Origin of the sequence: Paracoccus jeotgali (assembly GCF_002865605.1) — a bacterium.
In the GTDB taxonomy this organism is placed as follows: Bacteria; Pseudomonadota; Alphaproteobacteria; order Rhodobacterales; family Rhodobacteraceae; genus Paracoccus; species Paracoccus jeotgali.
Map to the genome: position 1 here is coordinate 269134 of NZ_CP025583.1, position 18498 is coordinate 287631.

20 protein-coding genes and 1 tRNA gene are annotated in these 18498 nt (G+C 68.0%); 12 read left to right on the forward strand and 9 right to left on the reverse strand.

Features of this window, described 5'->3' with window-relative positions; genetic code table 11:
• The 5 genes from CYR75_RS01380 to CYR75_RS01400 are packed head-to-tail and all read left to right on the forward strand — an operon-like array spanning position 1 to position 4151.
• Positions 1-963 carry an ABC transporter permease gene (locus tag CYR75_RS01380; protein WP_101498502.1) on the forward strand — a complete coding sequence of 321 codons (963 nt, stop codon included), beginning with the start codon at positions 1-3 and terminating at the stop codon, positions 961-963.
• On the forward strand, positions 960-1790 hold the full coding sequence (locus CYR75_RS01385; RefSeq protein ID WP_101498503.1) for an ABC transporter permease: 831 nt from the start codon (positions 960-962) through the stop codon (positions 1788-1790). The genes CYR75_RS01380 and CYR75_RS01385 overlap by 4 nt, the downstream gene beginning before the upstream one ends.
• Positions 1787-2614 carry an ATP-binding cassette domain-containing protein gene (locus CYR75_RS01390; RefSeq protein ID WP_101498504.1) on the forward strand — a complete coding sequence of 276 codons (828 nt, stop codon included), beginning with the start codon at positions 1787-1789 and terminating at the stop codon, positions 2612-2614. The genes CYR75_RS01385 and CYR75_RS01390 overlap by 4 nt, the downstream gene beginning before the upstream one ends.
• A complete protein-coding gene (locus CYR75_RS01395; protein ID WP_101498505.1) occupies positions 2611-3375 on the forward strand; it encodes an ABC transporter ATP-binding protein in 765 nt (254 codons plus the stop codon). Before CYR75_RS01390 ends, CYR75_RS01395 begins: the two co-directional genes overlap by 4 nt.
• Complete coding sequence (locus tag CYR75_RS01400) at positions 3372-4151, forward strand: DUF1684 domain-containing protein (RefSeq protein ID WP_101498506.1); 780 nt, start codon at positions 3372-3374, stop codon at positions 4149-4151. The genes CYR75_RS01395 and CYR75_RS01400 overlap by 4 nt, the downstream gene beginning before the upstream one ends.
• Here the strand turns inward: CYR75_RS01400 and CYR75_RS01405 are convergent.
• The 3 genes from CYR75_RS01405 to CYR75_RS01415 are packed head-to-tail and all read right to left on the reverse strand — an operon-like array spanning position 4148 to position 7618.
• Complete coding sequence (locus tag CYR75_RS01405) at positions 4148-5146, reverse strand: glycosyltransferase family 4 protein (RefSeq protein WP_101498507.1); 999 nt, start codon at positions 5144-5146, stop codon at positions 4148-4150. The genes CYR75_RS01400 and CYR75_RS01405 overlap by 4 nt on opposite strands.
• Entirely contained in the window at positions 5139-6086 is a 948-nt protein-coding gene (locus tag CYR75_RS01410; protein ID WP_101498508.1) for a glycosyltransferase family 2 protein, read from the reverse strand. The genes CYR75_RS01405 and CYR75_RS01410 overlap by 8 nt, the downstream gene beginning before the upstream one ends.
• Positions 6083-7618 (reverse strand): glycosyltransferase family 2 protein, encoded by a 1536-nt coding sequence (locus CYR75_RS01415; protein WP_101498509.1) that lies wholly within the window; start codon positions 7616-7618, stop codon positions 6083-6085. The genes CYR75_RS01410 and CYR75_RS01415 overlap by 4 nt, the downstream gene beginning before the upstream one ends.
• Positions 7619-7861: 243 nt before the next feature.
• Here CYR75_RS01415 and CYR75_RS01420 point away from each other — a divergent pair, with 243 nt between their 5' ends.
• Both CYR75_RS01420 and ku (CYR75_RS01425) read left to right on the forward strand, forming a co-directional pair.
• Positions 7862-8719, forward strand: coding sequence for a glucose 1-dehydrogenase (locus CYR75_RS01420; RefSeq protein ID WP_101498510.1), 858 nt, complete (start codon positions 7862-7864; stop codon positions 8717-8719).
• A gap of 77 nt (positions 8720-8796) precedes the next feature.
• The gene (gene ku / locus CYR75_RS01425; RefSeq protein WP_101498511.1) at positions 8797-9597 is read left to right on the forward strand and encodes a non-homologous end joining protein Ku; all 801 of its coding nucleotides are present in this window, start codon (positions 8797-8799) and stop codon (positions 9595-9597) included.
• Positions 9598-9781: 184 nt separating this feature from the next.
• On the opposite strand, the gene ligD is transcribed toward ku (CYR75_RS01425), so the two are convergent.
• The 6 genes from ligD to def (CYR75_RS01455) all read right to left on the reverse strand — a co-directional run bounded on the left by ligD (position 9782) and on the right by def (CYR75_RS01455) (position 15301).
• Positions 9782-12268, reverse strand: coding sequence for a DNA ligase D (gene ligD / locus CYR75_RS01430; RefSeq protein ID WP_101498512.1), 2487 nt, complete (start codon positions 12266-12268; stop codon positions 9782-9784).
• Between the two features lie 2 nt (positions 12269-12270).
• Entirely contained in the window at positions 12271-13125 is an 855-nt protein-coding gene (gene ku, locus CYR75_RS01435) for a non-homologous end joining protein Ku (protein WP_101498513.1), read from the reverse strand.
• Positions 13126-13219: 94 nt separating this feature from the next.
• Positions 13220-13293 (reverse strand) — tRNA-Gly (locus CYR75_RS01440).
• A 41-nt stretch (positions 13294-13334) separates the two neighbouring features.
• Positions 13335-14228: a methionyl-tRNA formyltransferase gene (gene fmt / locus CYR75_RS01445; protein WP_101498514.1), complete on the reverse strand. Its 894-nt coding sequence runs from the start codon at positions 14226-14228 to the stop codon at positions 13335-13337.
• A 37-nt stretch (positions 14229-14265) separates the two neighbouring features.
• Positions 14266-14769, reverse strand: a complete 504-nt coding sequence (def, locus tag CYR75_RS01450) for a peptide deformylase (protein WP_101498515.1) — start codon at positions 14767-14769, stop codon at positions 14266-14268.
• Positions 14770-14773: 4 nt separating this feature from the next.
• Positions 14774-15301 carry a peptide deformylase gene (gene def, locus CYR75_RS01455; protein ID WP_101498516.1) on the reverse strand — a complete coding sequence of 176 codons (528 nt, stop codon included), beginning with the start codon at positions 15299-15301 and terminating at the stop codon, positions 14774-14776.
• Positions 15302-15373: 72 nt separating this feature from the next.
• Between def (CYR75_RS01455) and CYR75_RS01460 the strand changes: the two genes are divergently transcribed.
• From CYR75_RS01460 to CYR75_RS01480, 5 genes are all read left to right on the forward strand, one after another.
• Positions 15374-16555, forward strand: coding sequence for a MalY/PatB family protein (locus tag CYR75_RS01460; protein ID WP_101498517.1), 1182 nt, complete (start codon positions 15374-15376; stop codon positions 16553-16555).
• Between the two features lie 88 nt (positions 16556-16643).
• Entirely contained in the window at positions 16644-17267 is a 624-nt protein-coding gene (pgsA, locus tag CYR75_RS01465) for a CDP-diacylglycerol--glycerol-3-phosphate 3-phosphatidyltransferase (protein WP_101498518.1), read from the forward strand.
• A 2-nt stretch (positions 17268-17269) separates the two neighbouring features.
• Positions 17270-17515: a molybdopterin converting factor subunit 1 gene (moaD, locus tag CYR75_RS01470; protein WP_101500803.1), complete on the forward strand. Its 246-nt coding sequence runs from the start codon at positions 17270-17272 to the stop codon at positions 17513-17515.
• Positions 17516-17519: 4 nt separating this feature from the next.
• Entirely contained in the window at positions 17520-17966 is a 447-nt protein-coding gene (locus CYR75_RS01475; RefSeq protein ID WP_101498519.1) for a molybdenum cofactor biosynthesis protein MoaE, read from the forward strand.
• Positions 17963-18466 (forward strand): hypothetical protein, encoded by a 504-nt coding sequence (locus CYR75_RS01480; protein WP_101498520.1) that lies wholly within the window; start codon positions 17963-17965, stop codon positions 18464-18466. The genes CYR75_RS01475 and CYR75_RS01480 overlap by 4 nt, the downstream gene beginning before the upstream one ends.
• Positions 18467-18498: the final 32 nt, after the last annotated feature.

Genomic DNA, 18498 nt, shown 5'->3' on the forward strand with positions numbered 1-18498 from the left:
ATGACCCGCTATCTACTGCGTCGGACTTTGGTGCTGGCCCTGTCGCTGATCGCGGCGGGGCTGGTTCTGTTCGTGCTGCTGCGTCTTCTTCCCGGCGATCCGGCGGCGGCGCTGCTGGGCGTGGGCGCGGACGAGGCGCAGATCGCGGCGGCGCGCAAGCAGGTCGGCTCGGACCAGCCGGTGCCGGTGCAATTGCTGCACTTTCTATCCGATCTGGCGCGGTTCGATCTGGGCCGCTCCTTCGTGTCGAACCAGTCGGTGCTGCCCGAGATCCTGACCCGGCTCACCATCACCCTGCCGCTGACGCTGCTCAGCTTTCTGCTGGCGCTGGCGCTGGCGCTGCCGCTGGGCATCATTGCCGCCGTGCGCGCCGACCGCTGGTATGGCGCGGCGATTTCGGGGCTGTCGCAGCTGGGGCTGGCGGTGCCGGTGTTCTGGGTCGGCATCCTGCTGGTCTGGCTGGTCGCGGTCGAATGGCGGCTGCTGCCGGCCTCGGGCTTTCCGATTTCGGGCTGGGCCGACCCGGTCGCGGCGATCCGGGCGCTGGTGCTGCCGGTCGTGACGATCGCGATCGTCATGGGCGCCTCGCTGATGCGCTATGTCCGTTCGGCCACGCTGGACGTGCTGGGCGCGGATTATCTGCGTAACGCGCGCGCGCTGGGCGAGACCCGCGCCGGCGCGCTGATCCGCCACGGCATCCGCAACGGGGCGGTGCCGGTGATCTCGGTTCTGGGGATCGAGCTGGCCTCGACCCTGCTGGGCGCGGTGGTGGTGGAACGGGTGTTCGCGCTGCCGGGGCTGGGTTCGATGCTGCTGCTGGGAATCCAGCAGCGCGACTATCCGAGCGTGCAGGGCGTGTTGCTGGTCAGCACGCTGCTGGTGCTGCTGATCGGCTTCGCCGCCGATATCGCGCAGCGGCTGATCGACCCGCGCCTGCGTGACCCGGCGGGGCGGGCAAGATGAGCAGCCGGCGCAACCTGTGGATCGGCGCGGTGCTGGTCGGGCTGAATGCGGGCGTGGCGCTGCTGACGCTGGTCTGGCTGCCGCATGACCCGACCGCGATGGCGGGCGGGCGGCTGGCGCCGCCGTCATGGGCGCATCCCGCCGGCACCGACCGGCTGGGGCGCGATTACCTGACGCAGGTGATGATCGGCGCGCGCATCGCGATGAGCGTGGGCATCGGCGCCGCCCTGCTGGGCGGGATCATCGGCACCACGCTGGGGCTGCTGGCGGCCTTTGCCCGGCGCGGCGCGGATGACGCCATTGCCGCCAGCCTCGATATCCTCATCGCCTTTCCGACCCTGCTGCTGGCGATGCTGGTCGTCGCCGCCAGCGAGGGCGCGAGCCTGGGCACCGCGATCCTTGCCATCGGGCTTGCCATGTCGGCCATTGTCGCGCGGCTGGTCCGCATCCTGTCCAAGCGCGTGCTGGCGCAGGACTATATCACCGCCGCGCGCTGTTCCGGGCTGGGCTGGGGGCGCATCACCTTCAGCCATGTGCTGCCCAACATCCTGCCGACCGTGCTGGTGGTCATCGCCCTGCAATTCGGCCTCGCCGTCATTGCCGAGGCGTCGCTGTCCTATCTGGGCCTTGGCACGCCGCCCCCGAATGCAAGCTGGGGGCAGTTGCTGCAACAGGCGCAATCGACCGTGTTCCGCGCGCCGATGGGGGTGATCGCACCGGGGTTGGCGCTGATCTCGCTGGTCTTGGGGATCAACTTCCTCGCCGATGGGCTGCGCGATCTGCTGGACGCGGATGCGGTGCCCGAGCCGGTCGAGGTCAAGCCATGAGCCTGCTGCGCGTCCAGGGCCTAAGCGTCGCCGCCGGCAACCGCCCGCTGGTCCACGGCGTCAGCTTCGATCTGGCGCCCGGCGAAAGGCTGGGGCTGGTGGGCGAAAGCGGATCGGGGAAATCGCTGACCGCAATGGCCTCGGTCGGGCTGCTGGCGCCGGGGCTGCGGGCCGAAGGCTCTGTCCTGCTGGATGGCCAGCAGGTGATCGGCCAGCCAGACCGCGCGCTGGTGCCGCTGCGCGGTGCGGTGGCGGCGGTGGTGTTTCAGGACCCGACGGCGGCGCTGGACCCGCTGATGCGGCTGGGCGACCAGCTTGCAGCGCCCATCCGCCGCCGCGCCCGGCGCGAGGGGCGCGACCTGTCCGCCGCCGCGCTGCGCGACGAACAGACCGCGTGGCTGGACCGGGTGGCGATCCCCGACCCGGCGCGCATCCTGCAAGCCTGGCCGCATCAGGTGTCGGGCGGGCAGCGGCAGCGCGTGGCGATTGCCATGGCGCTGGCTTGTGGGCCGCGCCTGCTGATCGCAGACGAGCCGACGACGGCGCTGGATGTCTCGACCCAAGCCGAGGTTCTGTCCCTGCTCGACCAACTGGTGCGGGACGAGGGGCTGGCGCTGCTGTTCATCAGCCATGACCTGCCGGTGGTGTCGCGCATCGCCGACCGGGTGCTGGTCATGCGGCAGGGCGTGGTGGTCGAGGAAGGCCCCGCCACCCGCGTCTTTACCGCGCCCATCCATGACTATACGCAATCGCTGGTCGCCGCCGCACGCCGCTTGCAGGCCGCGCTGGATGGCGCGACCCCGACCCCGCAGGTCGCACCATGACGCTGTTTTCGCTGGAAAATCTCAGCTACGGCTATGACCGAGAGACGCGGGTGCTGCACGATATCTCGCTGTCGGTGGCTGCGGGGCAGAATCTGGGGATTCTGGGCGAAAGCGGGTCGGGCAAATCGACGCTGCTGCGGCTGATGCTGGGGCTGGCCGCGCCGGATCAGGGGCGGCTGCTGGCGGATGGTGCGCCGCTGGACATCCGCTCGCGGGCGCGGATGCAGGCCCACCGCCGCTTTGCCCAGCCGATCTTTCAGGACCCCTACGGCTCGCTGGACCCACGGATGCGGGTGGGCCGCGCGCTGGCCGAGCCTCATGCCGCGCTGGATCTGCCGGGCGACCGGCAGGCGGAAATCGCGCGGGTGCTGGCGCAGGTCGGGCTGCCGCAGGACAGCGTCCAGCGCCGCCCGCGCGCCTTTTCCGGGGGTCAGCGGCAGCGCATCGCCATCGCGCGGGCGCTGATCGCCCGCCCCCGCGTGCTGCTGGCGGATGAGCCGGTCAGCGCGCTGGATCTGTCCACCCGCGTCCGCATCATCGACCTGCTCGCCGATCTCTCGCAAGAGGTGACGCTGGTGCTGGTCTCGCATGACATCGCCATCGTGGCCGCGCTCTGTCCGCAGCTTGTGGTGCTGCAACAGGGGCGCGTGGTCGAGGCGGGGCCGACGCGGCGCATCCTGGACGCGCCGGAACATCCCTATACGCAGATGCTGCTGTCCAGCCTGCCGCGCCTGCCCGCCATCGCAAAGGACATGACATGACCGACCCCTATCACCGCGAGATCGAAGACTGGCGGGCCGAGCGTCTGGCCGCGCTGACCGCCGAAGATGGCTGGCTGAACCTGACCGACCGGGTCGAGATCGCGCCGGGCCGGATGCGCGTTGGGCGGGACGGGGGCAACGATGTCGTCATCTCTGCCGGGCCGGCGCATCTGGGCGTGCTGGACCTGACGGCGGATGGCCGCGCCACGTTGGATCGCGGCGACGGGCCGCAGGTCTTTCAGCCGGTCCCCGACAACCCGCCCCGGCTGATCGCCGGCGGGCTGCTGCTGGAGGCGACGCAGGTCGAGGGCGTCTTTGCCCTGCGGGTCCGCGATATAGACGCGCCTTCGCGGCAGAATTTCCCCGGCATCGACAGCTATCCCATCGACCCGGCATGGCGGATCGAGGCCGCGTGGCAGCCCCTGCCGTCACCGCAAGAGCTGACGATCGAGCTGATCACCGGCGCCAGCGACACCGTCCGCATCACCCATCAGGCAATGTTCCGCCATGACGGCAACGACGTCGCTCTGCTGCCCACGCATCAGAAATCGGGCAAGCCCATGTTCGTCATCCGCGACGCGACAGCGGGGACCGAGACCTATGGCGCCGCGCGGTTCCTGATCGGAGAGGTGCAGGGCGACCGGGTGGTGCTGGACTTCAACAAGGCGTTCAACCCGCCCTGCGCCTTTACCGAACACGCCGTCTGCCCGCTGCCGCCGCGCCAGAATATCCTGCCCTTTCCGGTGCGCGCAGGCGAGAAGAAGCCGAAACCTTAGCCCCGCCTCGCATCCGGCTGCTGGAGCCAATCCCGCCACGCGTCCAGCACCGCCGAGAGGCGGAAGGCCGGGTTCGCCCCGCACTCGGGCGGCTTGTCGCGCCAGCCCGCTAGCGCCGTCGCGATGGCGTCGATATCGGTGACGTCGATCAGCGCCGAGCCGGGGCAGGCGACCTCGTCATTCGCGCCCAGACCGGTCTGCAGCAGGGCGGGGCAGCCCACGGCGTTCGCCTCGGCAATGACAAGGCCGAAGGTCTCGGCGAAGGTCGTCTGCGGCATGAACAGGCACAACGCGCGGCGATAATGGCGGAACAGCTCGTCCTGACGCAGCGTGCCCAGCCAGACCAGCCCCTGTTCGACCTCGTGCGGGACCGGCCATTCCATATAGCCGGGGTCCGCGATTTCCAGCCGCAGATCGGGAAAGCGGTCGAGCAGCTTGCCGAACCGCGCGATCACCTGATCCAGCCCCTTATGCGGCGCGCTGGCGAACAGCAGCAGGTTCGGGTCGCGCGGTGTGTCGTCCGGGGCCAGATCGTCGGGGATCGGGTTGTAGATGGGGTGGATGCGCGGCGCCTGATCGGGGCAGAAGGCGCGCAGCCAGTCGCCATGGCTGTGCGAGACGGGAATGACGGTGACATCGGCCTGATGCAGGGCGTTGCCAAGCTCTCGATTATGCTTGCCGGGAAAGACATGCAGCCAGACCGCGATCCGCGCGTCGGGGCGTTCCTTGCGCAGCTTGACGGCGAGCTTCCACGAATTGATCACGATCAGCGTGTCAAATCCGGTGGTGTCGGTGGGAAAGGGCAGGAACGCGACGCCGTCGCGGGTTTCGGCCGTCTCGCGCTGCGACTGGGCAATGGCGACGCGCAGATCGGGCGCGAGGCCAAGCGCGATGTGCATGATCGTCGATTCCGTGCCGCCCAAGCCTTCCATATCGGACAGGCTGTCATAGGCGCGGGGCGCGAAGCTGTCGATGAACATGACGCCGTCAGCCATGGCGCTGGCCCTGCGACGACCGTAGGGCCGCCGTGATGCCGTCGCGGGTGGCGTCGGTGGCAAGTGCGGGCGAGAGGGCGAGGCAGGCCGGATTGGTGATCTCGGCAATTGCGCCCTCGGGCAGGTCGACGGGGCAGGGCTGGACCTGCCGGGTCTGCAACCAGTCCTCGACCTGCTGCCAGACGCGCTGGCGGTCCTGCTTGCGGCGCTCGCTTTGGTAATCGGTGCTGCTGTCCTGGGTCAGCGCGCCCTCGGTCTCGATCTTGGTCAGCAGAAGGTCGGGGATGGTCCAGACCACCTCGCCCGACAGGATGATGCGGTTGCGCAGCTCGCGATCCTCTTCGATGCAGTCGGAAAAACCGCCGAGCCGCTGGAACAGTTGCGGGTGAAACAGGCCCGAGTTCACATGCGTCCACTCGCCCGGCACCGTGCTGCCCATCTGCAGGTTCGGGAAGACGTCATCGACCAGCGACAGGTCGCGACGGATCTCGAACCGCCGCCCGTCGGGCATCAGCAATTCGTGATGCGTCAGCACCAGCCCGATCTGCAGCCGGTCGCCGGGCTGGTGATGGGCCAGCGGCCAGTTCAGGCAGGGATCGGCGCCGATATTCGGCTGCGCCATGACCCGGGCCTGCCGCAGCACCTTGTCGCGATGCGGCAAATCGTCGGAGTCGTGAAAGGTCACCGCGCGCTGCCCCGCCAGCATGATGCCGACATTCTTGGCGCGCGCCGTGCCCATGTTCCGCGCCAGCCGGACCAGACAAAAGCGCGGGTCGTCGCGAAACTGGGCCACCGCCGCGTGGGTGTCGTCCTGCGAGCCGTCATCGACGACGATCACCACCTTGTCGATATGGCTCTGGCTCAGCGCCGCCCGGATCGCCTGCGGCAACAGATGCTGCCGGTTATAGCTGGGAATGACGACAGCGACGGGCAGGGTCATGGGCGAACCTCTTGGGTGATGGATCTGGCATAGCGTTGCAGGGCGCGGTGGCTGACATCCTGCACGAGGCACCAGCCCAGCATCAGCGCCAGCAGCAGCGACAGCCCCAGCGTCATGGCACCGCCGCCCATCAGCACCAGCAGCGCGGCCGTCGCCACCGCTAGCAGCAGCAGCATCAGGGTCGAGCGTCCGGCGACGCCGTTACCCGCCGCGATTGTCTTGGGGGTCTTGGCAAAGCTCTGGCTGCGGTGCAGCAGCGCGTCGATGGTCGACCAGGCGGTGGTCGGTTGCAGCGACAGCCGCGTGGCGAGGGCCGTCCGCGTGGTCAGCGGATGCCAGCGCTGGCGGCGGGCGCGGGCCAGCATCGGCGCCAGATCGGTCAGCATGGCCACCACGATGGTCGCCATGGACAGCGCCAGCACCCAGATCGCGGCGCGTTCCGCCCCCCAGACCCAGATCAGCGGCGCAAGGGCGGCCAGCAGCAAGGCGGGCAGCATCAGGTTCGCCCAGGCGGTCAGCTGCATGGCGATCAGGAACAGCTGGCGATTGTCCAGCCGGCGCTGGCGCAGCTCGCTTTGCAGGGTCAGGATCAGCATGCGGACATTGCCCTTGGTCCAGCGCGAGCGCTGCTTTTTCAGCGAGGTCAGGTCGAACGCCATCAGCCCGCGCCCGACGATCCGGTCGACATAGCGCCCGCGAAACCCGGCGCGCAGCAGGCGGACGCCCATCTCGGCGTCCTCGGTCGCGGTCTGCGCGCTCCACCCGTTCACGGCGCGCAGGGCGGGGACCGAGATCACGCTGAGCGTGCCGGTCAGCAGCATCGTGCCGCCGCCATCGGCCAGCCTTGCATGGCGGCGGAAGTAATCGACCAGTTCCTTGGCCAGACCGAGATCGACCGGATCGACGGCGGCGAAGGCTTGCGGGAATTGCAGGAAATCGGCATCGCAGACGCGCAGCGCGGTATCGACGGTGCGCAGGAAATCGGGTGTGACGCGGTAATCGGCATCGACCACGACGACATGGGTGCTGCGCGGATCGGCCTTGGCCAACGCGATGTTCAGCGCCCCGGCCTTGGCCCCGCGCACATTCTCGGCATGGAAAAAGCGGAAGGGCGCGCCGTGCCGCTGACACCAGTCGCGCAGCGGCTGCCAGACCTGCGGGTCGGCGGTGTTGTTGTCCAGGACGATGATCTCATGCGGGGGCGCGGATTTCTGGCGGGCGAGGGCCTGAAGCGTCGCGATCACCATTTCGGGCGGCTCGTTATGGGTGGGCACATGGACCGACAGAAACACCTTGCGGCCGGGGCAGGGGGCGCTGGCGGCCGCGGCCTCGCGCAGGCGCAAGCCGATGGCGGGCATCGCCGCCATGGCAAGCTGCACGGTCAGCACCGCAACGGCCAGAACCACCGCCAGCACCGGCAGCCCGACGACGGCCACCAGCAGCGCCAGCAGCAGCACCCACAGCGCCGGGACCAGCCAGGCGGGCGGGCCTGCGGCGGTCTCGTTGCCGTCCACCGGATGCGGAAAATCCATGTTCGAAAACCCTCTCTGACAAAGGTGTTGCGGCCAATCGCCAAGGGGAAGCCGTGGGTCTGAACGACCAAGGCATAAATAGAACCTCTGCCGGGGCTGCTTGGTTCCAGAACGCTGGGTCTGTCCGGCGCCGCGTAAGCCCGCTTTGTCGGCCCCTTTCTGGAACCCTGCGGCCCGTCGCCGGTTTCCCGGTCACAAGCGCCTGCCGTTCCGGCGGGCGGATGCAGCGTTACGGAGGTTTTCATGCCCGACTATCCCAAGCCGCCCTTCCCCAAGCAGCAGCAGGAACTGCCCGGCAGTTTTCAGGACATGGACCCGGTTCCCGACCACGGCGAGGACAGCTGGCGCGGCGCCAACCGGCTGGAGGGGAAGAAGGCCATCATCACCGGCGGCGACAGCGGGATCGGTCGGGCCGTGGCCATCGCCTATGCCCGAGAGGGCGCGGATGTGGCGCTGATCTATCTGGAGGAGACCGACGACGCCCGCTCGACCGCCAAGCTGGTCAAAGAGGCGGGGCGCAACTGCGTGACCATCGCCGCCGACCTGTCCAAGGCGCAAGAATGCCGCGACGCGGTCAAGAAGGTGGCCGACGAGTTCGGGCAGATCGACATTCTGGTCAACAACGCCGCCCATCAGCAGACCTTCGACGATCTGGAACAGATCAGCGACGAGGAATGGGAATACACATTTGCCACGAACATCCATTCGATGTTCTACATGGTCAAGGCGGCGCTGCCGCATATGCAGGAAGGGTCCGCGATCATCAACACCGCCTCGATCAACTCGGACGATCCGAACCCGACGCTGCTGGCCTATGCCACCACCAAGGGCGCGATCCACAACTTTACCATGGGTCTGGCGCAGTTTCTGGCGGAACGCGGCATCCGGGTGAACGCGGTCGCGCCGGGGCCGGTCTGGACGCCGCTGATCCCGGCCAGCATGTCGCCCGACACGGTGCAGAAATTCGGCCAGAACTACCCGATGGGCCGCCCCGCGCAGCCGGTGGAACTGGCCTCGGCCTATGTCATGTTGGCCGAGCCGATGTCGAGCTATGTCTCGGGCGCGACGATCGCCGTGACGGGCGGCAAGCCGATGATGTGACGCAAGGCCCGGAACCGCGCCTGCGGCTGCGGGTTGGGCCGCAAGCTGCACAGGAAAAGACGGGCACAGGAAAAAACATGGCACCGCGCGTCTATTGGAAAGGCTATCTCAAGCTGTCGCTGGTGACCTGTCCGGTGACGATGATGCCGGCCACCTCGGACGCCGACAAGATCCGTTTTCACACGCTGAACGCCAAGACCGGCAACCGCATCGCCAGCCAGTATGTCGATGCGGTGACCGGCAAGCCGGTCAAGGACAGCGACGAGGTCAGGGGCTATCCCCGGTCCGAGGACGACTATGTCATGCTCGAGGATGACGAGATCGAGGCGGTGGCGCTGGACAGCACCCGGACCATCAATATCGAGAAATTCGTCGAGGCGGATTCCATCGCCTGGGTCTGGTATGACAAGCCGCATTACCTGATGCCAGGCGACGAGGTCGGGGCCGAGGCCTTCGCCGTCATCCGCGACGCCATGCAGGCGACGGGCACAGTGGGCATCTCGCGGCTGGTGATGTATCGGCGCGAGCGGGCGGTGATGCTGAAGCCACGCGGCAAGGGGATCGTGCTGTGGACGCTGCGCTATGGCGACGAGGTCCGCGACGAGGCCGAGTATTTCGGCAAGCTCGACACCCAGACGCCCGCGCCCTCGCTGATGAAGATGGTGACCAAGCTGATCGGGCAGAAGACCGGCGAGTGGTCCCCCGACATGGTCAGCGATCCGGTGCAGGAAAACCTGGCCGAGATCATCGCCGCCAAGAAGAAGGCGCGCAAGAAGCCCGGCAAGAAGACCAAGGCAGAGCCGGAAGCCGAGCGCGGCAATGTCGTGAACATCGTGGATGCGCTGAAGAAAAGCCTTGCTGCCGAGCGGGGGAAATAGCCGATAGGTTTCGTGGTGCAGCGGCAGATCAGCGCCGCCACCCGGTCGCGTCAGCAGCGGCAGGACAGGGTTGTTTGCCCCCCGTGTCCGGCAGCCGGTCAGCAACCGTTACCGGTCAGCGGCAGATCAGCCGCCTTGTGCTAAGGGTCAGCGGCAGGTCACGCCGATTGATCTCGATTACCGGTCAGTCAGCTTTCCCCTTGCCCGCAGGCAGCGGCACGGCAGCAGCCAGAAAATCCTGCCACGGATCGGCCACCAGCCCGTTCAGGCGGGCGGTGGCGTTCAGCACGGTGAAGTGATCCGGCCCGATCTGGGGGCTCAACTCTTCCCACGCCAGCGGCATCGAGACCGGCGCGCCTTCGCGGGCGCGGCTGGAATAGGCGGCGACGGTGGTCGCGCCCCGCTGGTTGCGCAGATAGTCGATCAGGATGCGGCCCTTGCGCTTGGATTTCGTGATCGTCGCGACAAAGCGCTCCGGCTCGTCGGCCGCCATCTGCGCGGCGATGGCCTTGGTGAACGCCTTCAGCGCCGTCCACGACGCCTTGGGCTTCAGCGGTGCCACCACATGCAGCCCTTTCCCGCCCGAGGTCTTGACGAAACAGTTCAGCCCCGCCGCCTGCAGCCGCGCCCGCACCTCTTGCGCGGCGTCGATCACTGCCTGCCAGCCCACCCCCTCGCCGGGATCGAGGTCCATCGTCAGGCTGTCGGGCTTGTCCAGATTGGCGTTCATCGCGCCCCAGGGGTGGATTTCCAGCGCGCCCGACTGGACCAGACCGATCAGCCCGTCCAGATCGTCGATCGAGATCAGCTTTTCGCCGCCCTTGTCCTTGGGATCCGTGACCTGCCGCACATGCTTGTTCAGCCCGCTGCGCGCGTGCTTCTGGAAAAACCGCTGCCCGGTGATGCCACTGGGCGCGCGCACCAAGGCCAGCGGGCGGCCCACCACCAACGGCGCCATATAGGGCCAAACGTCGGTATAATAATCCGCCAACCCCTCTTTCGTGACCCCGGCCTCGGGCCAATAGATGCGGTCGGGATGGGTCAGCGTCACCCGTCGGCGCGGCGCCTCAGGGGTCTTGCGCTGCGATTCCTGCACCACCTCGGTCGCCGGCTTGTCCTCGCGCAGCCCCCGAAACGAGGCGTGGCGCAGATGCCCGTCGGCGGTCCAGGCGCGGAACTCGACCTCGGCCACCAGCTTCGGCTGGACGAACTGGACGCCGCGCCGCTGCGTCGCGTCCAACTTGTCGGCAAAGGGGCTGTCGGGCGTTTCCAGCGCCTGCAACTGCCGGAACAGATCGCGCGCGACCTGCGCCTTGAACCCGGTCCCGACCCGGCCGACATGGTGCAGCGCCCCGTCGCGGTAAACCCCCAGCACCAGCGAGCCGATGGCCTTGTCCGTGGCCGACGAGGGCACATAGCCCCCCACCACGAACTCCTGCCGGTCCGAGCATTTCGACTTGATCCAGCTTTTCCCGCGACCCGAGCGATAGGGCGCGTCCAGCCGCTTGGACACGATCCCTTCGAGGCTCAGCCGGCAGGCATGGCGCAGCACCAGGTCGCCGCTTTCGGTGAAATCGCTGCTGAACCGCACCGGCCCCTGATCGGGCAGGATCGCCGCCAGCCGCGATTTGCGCGTCTGCAGCGCGGCTTGCCGCAGGTCGAAGCCGTCCAGATACATCAGGTCGAAAGCATAGAAGACAAAGCGGTCGGTCCGCCCCTCGCTCAGATCCGCCTGCAGCGCGGAAAAGCTCGAGGCGCTGTTGCCCCCCTCGACCACCACCTCGCCATCGATCAGCGCGGTGGTGACGGGCAGGGCCTTCAGCGCCGCGATCAACCCGTCGCCGAAGCGGTCGGTCCAGTCGAGCCCGCTGCGGGTCAGCAGCTTGACCTGACCCTCGGCGATATGGGCCTGCAGGCGATAGCCGTCGAACTTGATCTCGTGTATCCAGCCCTCGCCCTCGGGCGCCTTGGCGCGAAGGGTGGCGAGCGCGGGCTGGACGAAATCCGGCATCTTCGCCTTCTTCGCGCCGTCCATGTCGGGCGCGGGCTTGGCCTTGGCGGCTTTGGCCTTTGGCTTGCGCTTCGGCGCCGCGCCTTTCTCGGCCTCGGCCGCGACCTCTTCGACGCTGCGGCCGCTTGCCACCGACTCGGGCCGCTCTTCCAGAATGTCCGGCGCATCCTCGCCGCGGGCGGCCTCGTCATCGGCTTTGATCAGCAGCCAGTTCTCGCGCTTCTCATTGGGCTTCTTCTGCATCCGCACCAGGTGCCAACGCCCGGTCAGCTTCTCGCCCTGCAATTCGAATTCCAGATGCCCCTTGGCATAGCCCTTGTCCGCGTCGCCCAGCGGCTGCCACTGACCCCGGTCCCACAGGATGACCGCGCCGCCGCCATATTGCCCCTTTGGGATGTTGCCCTCAAAACCGCCATAATCCAGCGGATGATCCTCGACATGGACCGCGAGCCGCTTTGCGCCGGGCACGAGGCTTGGACCCTTGGTCACGGCCCAGCTTTTCAGCACCCCGTCCATTTCCAGCCGGAAATCGTAGTGCAGCCGCCGGGCGGCGTGTTTCTGGATCACGAAGGACCGCCCAGGCGTCTGCGCGACCTTCCCCTCGGGTTCCGAGGTGATGGTGAAGTCGCGCTTGCGGCGATAGGGGTCCAGCTTTGCCATGATCAACCGGCCTTCTTGGTCTTGCCCTTGGCCGGAGTCCTGGCCGCCGCTTTGGTCTTGCGCGGCTTGGCCTTGCCCTTGCCCGCAGCGCCCGCGCTTTTCCGCAGCGCCTGCATCAGATCGACGACATTCGACGGCGCCGCCCGCTTGGGCGCAGCGATCTTGCGCCCCTCGATCTTGGCCTTCACCAGCTCGGCGAGGGCGGCATCATAGCGGTCGTCGAAATCGGCCGGATCGAAACTGCCGCGCTTGGTGTCGATGATATGTTCGGCCAGATCCAGCATCTCGCCGCTCAGCTTGAGGTCGGGCACATCGTCGAACGCCTCTTCGGCCGAGCGCACCTCATAGTCGAAGTTCAGCGTCGTCGCGATCAGCCCGTCACCATGCGGGCGCACCAGCACCGTGCGGCAGCGCCGGAACAGCACCGTCCGGGCCAGCGCCGCGACGTTCTTCTTGCGCATCCCCTCGCGGATCAGCGCGAACGCCTCGTGCCCGCTGGGGTCCGAGGGCAGCACGTAATAGGGCTTGTCCAGATACAGGTTGTCGACCTGCGCGCAAGGGATAAAGCTGCTGACATTCAACGCCTTGTCGCTGTCCGGCACGGCCGAGGCGACCTCCTCCGGGGTCAGCACGACGTATTCGCCCGGCGCGACCTCGTAACCCTTGACCTGATCGTCACGCTCGACCGGCTTGCCGGTGTCGCTGTCGACATATTGGCGCCGCACCCGGTTCCCCGTCGCGCGGTTCAGCGTGTGAAACGACACCCGGTCCGAGGTCGAGGTCGCGGTGTAAAGCGCCACCGGACAACTCACCTCGGCGATCTTCAACACGCCCTTCCAGACCGCCCGTGCCGCCATGCGCCCACCCCTGAACCGGTTGACAGGCAAAACGGCTGCGGGAGCGGAATCGTTCCACGGCCCTGGCGGTGCAATTCTGACAAGGGCAGAGGTTTGGAGCGGGTGATGGGAATCGAACCCACGTATTCAGCTTGGAAGGCTGCTGCTCTACCATTGAGCTACACCCGCATCGCTGCCCTTTTACGTCGGGCAGACCCGCAGCGCAAGCATCACGCCAGCCGCTCGGGCAGGGTCATGCCGCGCAGGAACTCGCTGGCCAGCATCGGCCGCTTGCCCTGCCGCTGCGCCTCCAGCACCCGGACAGCCCCCTCGCCGCAGGCAATGTCAAAGCCCTGCAGGACCTGCCCCGGCTCCCCCGATCCGTCTATCACGACCGAGCGCAACAGCTTCACCCGCTCGCCTCCGATTTCGCACCAGGCGCCGGGAAAGGGTGACAGCCCGCGGATCAGCCGGTCGATCACCGGCGCGGGCTGCGTCCAGTCGATCCGCGCCTCGGCCTTGTCGATCTTGGCGGCATAGGTCACCCCGTCTTCCGGCTGCGGCACCGCCGGCAGCGGCAGACGCGCCAGCACATCGACGATCAGCCCGGCCCCCATCTGCGCCAGCCGGTCATGCAGATCGGCGGTGGTGTCCTCGGCCCCGATCTGCGTCCGCGCCTCGGCCAGCACCGGGCCGGTGTCCAGCCCCGCCTCCATCTGCATGATCGCCACGCCGGTCTCACGATCCCCTTCCATGATCGCGCGGTGGATCGGCGCCGCCCCCCGCCAGCGCGGCAGGATCGAGGCGTGGATGTTCAGACACCCCAGCCGCGGCGCCTGCAACACCGGCAGCGGCAGGATCAGCCCATAGGCCACCACCACCGCCACATCGGCGCCCAGAGCGGCGAAGGCTTCCTGCGCCTCGGCATCCTTCAGGCTGCGCGGATGGCGCACCGGCAGACCCAACTCCTCGGCCACCCGATGCACGGGCGCGGGACGGGGCTTCTGCCCGCGCCCGGCCTCGCGCGGCGGCTGGGTGTAGACCGCGACCACCTCGTGCCGGGCGGCGATCTGGCGCAGCGCCGGCATCGAAAACTCCGGCGTTCCCATGAAGATCACGCGCATCGCCCTGCCTTCTTCTTTGCCCAAATACTCGGCTGCCTCAGCCACGCCGGGACAGCTTCGCCGATTTCGCGACCAGCATCTTGCGCCGCAGGGGCGACAGGTGGTCGACATAGAGCCGCCCGTTCAGATGGTCGATCTGATGCTGGACCGAGGTCGCCCACAGCCCGACGAAATCGCGATCCTCGACCTCGCCCCGGTCGTTCAGGAACCGCACCGTCACCGCCCGTGGTCGCGAGATCCGCGCCGACACGCCGGGCAGGTTCGGGCTCGCCTCGTCATGGTCGCGCAGCTTGACCGATTCGTGCAGGATCTCGGGGTTGGCCATCCGCACCGCCTGCCCGCGCTTGTCCGAGGCGTCGACCACCGCCAGCCGCAGCATGATCCCGATCTGCGGCGCGGCCAGGCCCACGCCGGGCATCGCCTCCATCGTGTCGATCATGTCGTCCCAGATCATCCGCACCGTCTCGGTCACCGCCTCGACCGGTTCGGCCGGCTGATGCAGCCGGCGGTCGGAATAGGGAAGGAAGGCGCGGACGCTCACCGCGCTAATCCGGATCGCGGGCGCGTTCGCGCTTCAGCTTGATCATGCGGCGGGTGATCATCTGGCGGCGGACGGCGCTGATATGGTCGATGAACAGCACCCCGTCGAGATGGTCGATCTCGTGCTGGGCGCAGGTCGCCCACAGCCCGTCGAACTCGTCGCTGTGCTGCTTGCCGTCCAGACCCAGCCACGCGACGCGAACCTGCGCCGGGCGGGTCACCTCGGCATATTGCTCGGGGATGGACAGGCAGCCTTCCTCGTAGACGTTCAGCTCGTCCGACTTCCATGTGATCTCGGGGTTGATCATCACCGTCGGGCGCGGCTCGGCCTCGGGGTCGCGCTGCGCGTCCATCACGAACAGCCGGCGCAGCACGCCCACCTGCGGCGCAGCCAGGCCGACGCCCGGCGCGTCATACATGGTGGCCAGCATGTCGGCGGCCAGTTTCTCGATCTCGGGCGTGACGCGGTCCACGGGGGCGCAGGCCTTTTTCAGGCGCGGATCGGGATGCAGGATGATCGGTCGTATTGTCATGACGGTGATCTAGGCGAAGGCTTGGCGCGGCGCAATAAGGCGCCTATCCATGCCCCGGACAGGAGGCATCACATGACCACACCCGATTTCGACGAGATCATCGACCGGCACGGCACCAACTGCACCAAATGGGACGACATGCAGGCTGCCTGCGGCGTCAGCCCCGATGACGGTCTGGCCATGTGGATCGCCGACATGGATTTCCGCCCCCCGCACAGCGTCCAGCAAGCGGTCGAGCGTTGCGCCGCGCATGGCATCTATGGCTATCCCGCGCAGCACCCCGATTACCTGCCCAGCATCCGCTGGTGGATGGAAAACCGCCACGGCTGGCGGGTCGATCCCGACTGGATCGTGACCGCGCTGGGGCTGGTCAACGGCACCGCGCTGGCCGTCGCGGCCTTCACCCAGCCGGGCGACCGGGTGATCCTGATGACGCCGGTCTATCACGCCTTTGCCCGAATCATCCGCGCCCAGGGCCGTGAAGTGGCCGAGTTTCCGCTGCGCCGCGAGGGCGAGCATTACGCGATGGACTGGTCCGCATGGGAAAGCCTGCTGACCGGGCGCGAGCGGATGCTGATCCTGTGCAGCCCCCACAACCCCGGCGGCCGGGTCTGGACGCCAGAGGAACTGCGGCAGGTCGCGGATTTCTGCAAGCAGCATGATCTGGTGCTGGTCAGTGACGAGATTCATCACGATCTGGTGATGCCGGGCCATCAACACACGGTCACGGCGCTGGCCGCGCCCGACATCGCGGACCGGCTGATCACGCTGACGGCGGCGACGAAGACCTTCAACATCGCCGGCGCCCATGTCGGCAATGCGATCATCAGCGACCCCAAATTGCGCGCAGCCTATACCGCGCAGATGGCAGGGATGGGGCTTTCGACGGGAATGTTCGGGATCGACATGGCGACCGCCGCCTATTCGCCCGAAGGTGCCGCATGGCTGGACGCGCTGATCCCCTATCTGGACGCCAACCGCCGCCTGTTCGATGAAGGCATCGCCCAGATTCCCGGGCTGCGCTCGATGCCGCTGCAGGCGACCTATCTGGCCTGGGTCGATTTCGAAGGCACCGGCATGGCCGCGCCCGAGTTCCGTCAGCGCTTGACCCGCGACGCGCGGATCGCGGCCAATAACGGCAGCAGCTTCGGTCTGGGCGGCGAAAGCTTCATGCGCTTCAACCTCGCCACGCCCCGCGCCAATGTCGAACGCGCGGTGGCGCGGCTGAAGGCGGCGTTTGCCGACCTGCAATAGCGGCCGGAGAGCCGATTTCCCGGCGCGGGGCGGTTTGCCGCGCGTCTCGCCCCTTTCCGCCGTCACCGCCACGGACTAGGTTAGTGCCATGCAATGGAACGTGCCCAACATCCTGACCATCATGCGGCTGCTGGCCGCGCCCGGCGTTCCGGTCATGTTCCTGTATTTCCACCGGCCCTGGGCCGATTGGGCGGCGCTGACGCTGTTTCTGCTGGCGGCGATCACCGACTGGTTCGACGGCTACCTGGCGCGGGCCTGGAACCAGCAAAGCCATTTCGGCGCGGCGATGGACCCGATCGCGGACAAGGCGATGGTGGTCATCGCGCTGGTCGTCATCACCGGCTATTCGGGGATGAACCCGTGGCTGATCCTGCCCGCGACGCTGATCCTGTTTCGCGAGGTCTTCGTCTCGGGCCTGCGCGAGTCGCTGGGCGACCGGGCGACTCAGCTTGCGGTGACGCGCGTGGCCAAGTGGAAGACGACGACGCAGATGGTGGCGATCTCGGTGCTGTTTCTGGGCACCGGGCTGGCCTTCGTCGAACATGGGCGGCCGCCGCGCGTGGGGGAAACCGCGCTGCCTGGCGGCACGACCTGGGCCGATCTGGCGACCTTCGCCGGGCTGGTGCTGATCTGGCTGGCCGCCGGTCTGACGGCATGGACCGGCTGGGATTATTTTCGCAAGGCGATGCCGTTTCTGAGGGGGCCGAAATGACTCTGGATGTGCTGTATTTTGCCTGGATCCGCGAGCGGATCGGAAGCGCGAAAGAACGGGTCGAGACCGCCGCGCCGACCATCCGCGACCTCGTGGCCGAGCTGGTCGCGGGAAACGAGCGTCACGCCGCCGCGCTGTCCGACCTGTCGGCGGTGCGCGTCGCGGCCGATCAGGAGATGGTCGATCTGGATCACCCGCTGTCCGATGTCCGCGAGGTGGCGTTCTTTCCGCCGATGACGGGCGGCTAAGGCGATGCTGATCCGCATCCAGACCGAGGCCTTCGACCTGGCGACGGTGCTGCAGGGCTTCGGCACCGGCGCCGGGGCCATCGTGACCTTTTCGGGGCTGGTCCGCGACGACACCGGCCGCATGACCGCGCTGGAACTGGAACACTATCCCGGCATGACCGAAAAAGCCGTGACCGACATCGCCCGCCGCGCGGTCGAACGCTGGTCGCTGATCGACTGCGCGGTGATCCACCGCCACGGCCGGCTGCCGGTGGGCGCGCCGATCATGATGGTGGCCACCGCCGCCCGCCACCGCGCCGACGCCTTCGCCGCGGCGGAGTTCCTGATGGACTATCTGAAATCCCGCGCGCCCTTCTGGAAACGCGAGATCGGCCCCGACGGCCCCGGCGACTGGGTCGAGGCCAAAGACGCCGACGAGGCCGCGCTGTCGCGCTGGGACCGGCCGGCATGATCCGCCCCGAATTGCGGCGCTGGCTGATGCCGCGGCGCGAGCTTCTCAGCGCGATCGCCGGCATCCTGCTGGGGCTGTGGATCGCCACTCGGGGCGGTTGGCTGCTGGGCGGGATGGGGCTAGTCGTCACCCTCAGCGCCGCCGTCTGGGCAGTGGGCAGCTGGCGGCGGCTGGCCTTTCGCCGCGATATCGGTGCGCCCGGCGTGCTCGAGGTCGATGAGGGCGCGATCCGCTATTACGCCGCCCGCGCCCTTGGCGGCACCATCGCGCTGCGCGATCTGGTCGAGATCCGGCTGCTGCGGCTGGACGGCCGCGACCATTGGCGGCTGCGCACCCGCGACGGCCAGGCGCTGCTGGTGCCGGTCGATGCGCGCGGCGCCGATCAGCTTGCCGATGCCTTCGCGCAACTGCCGGGGCTGGATCTGGGCCATGTCTCGGCCGCGCTGTCGCAAAAGGGCGGGCCGTCGCTGCGGATCGTGTGGACGGCCAAGCCGGGTTGACTTAACCGGCGCGCCAAGCCACCTGTCTCGGG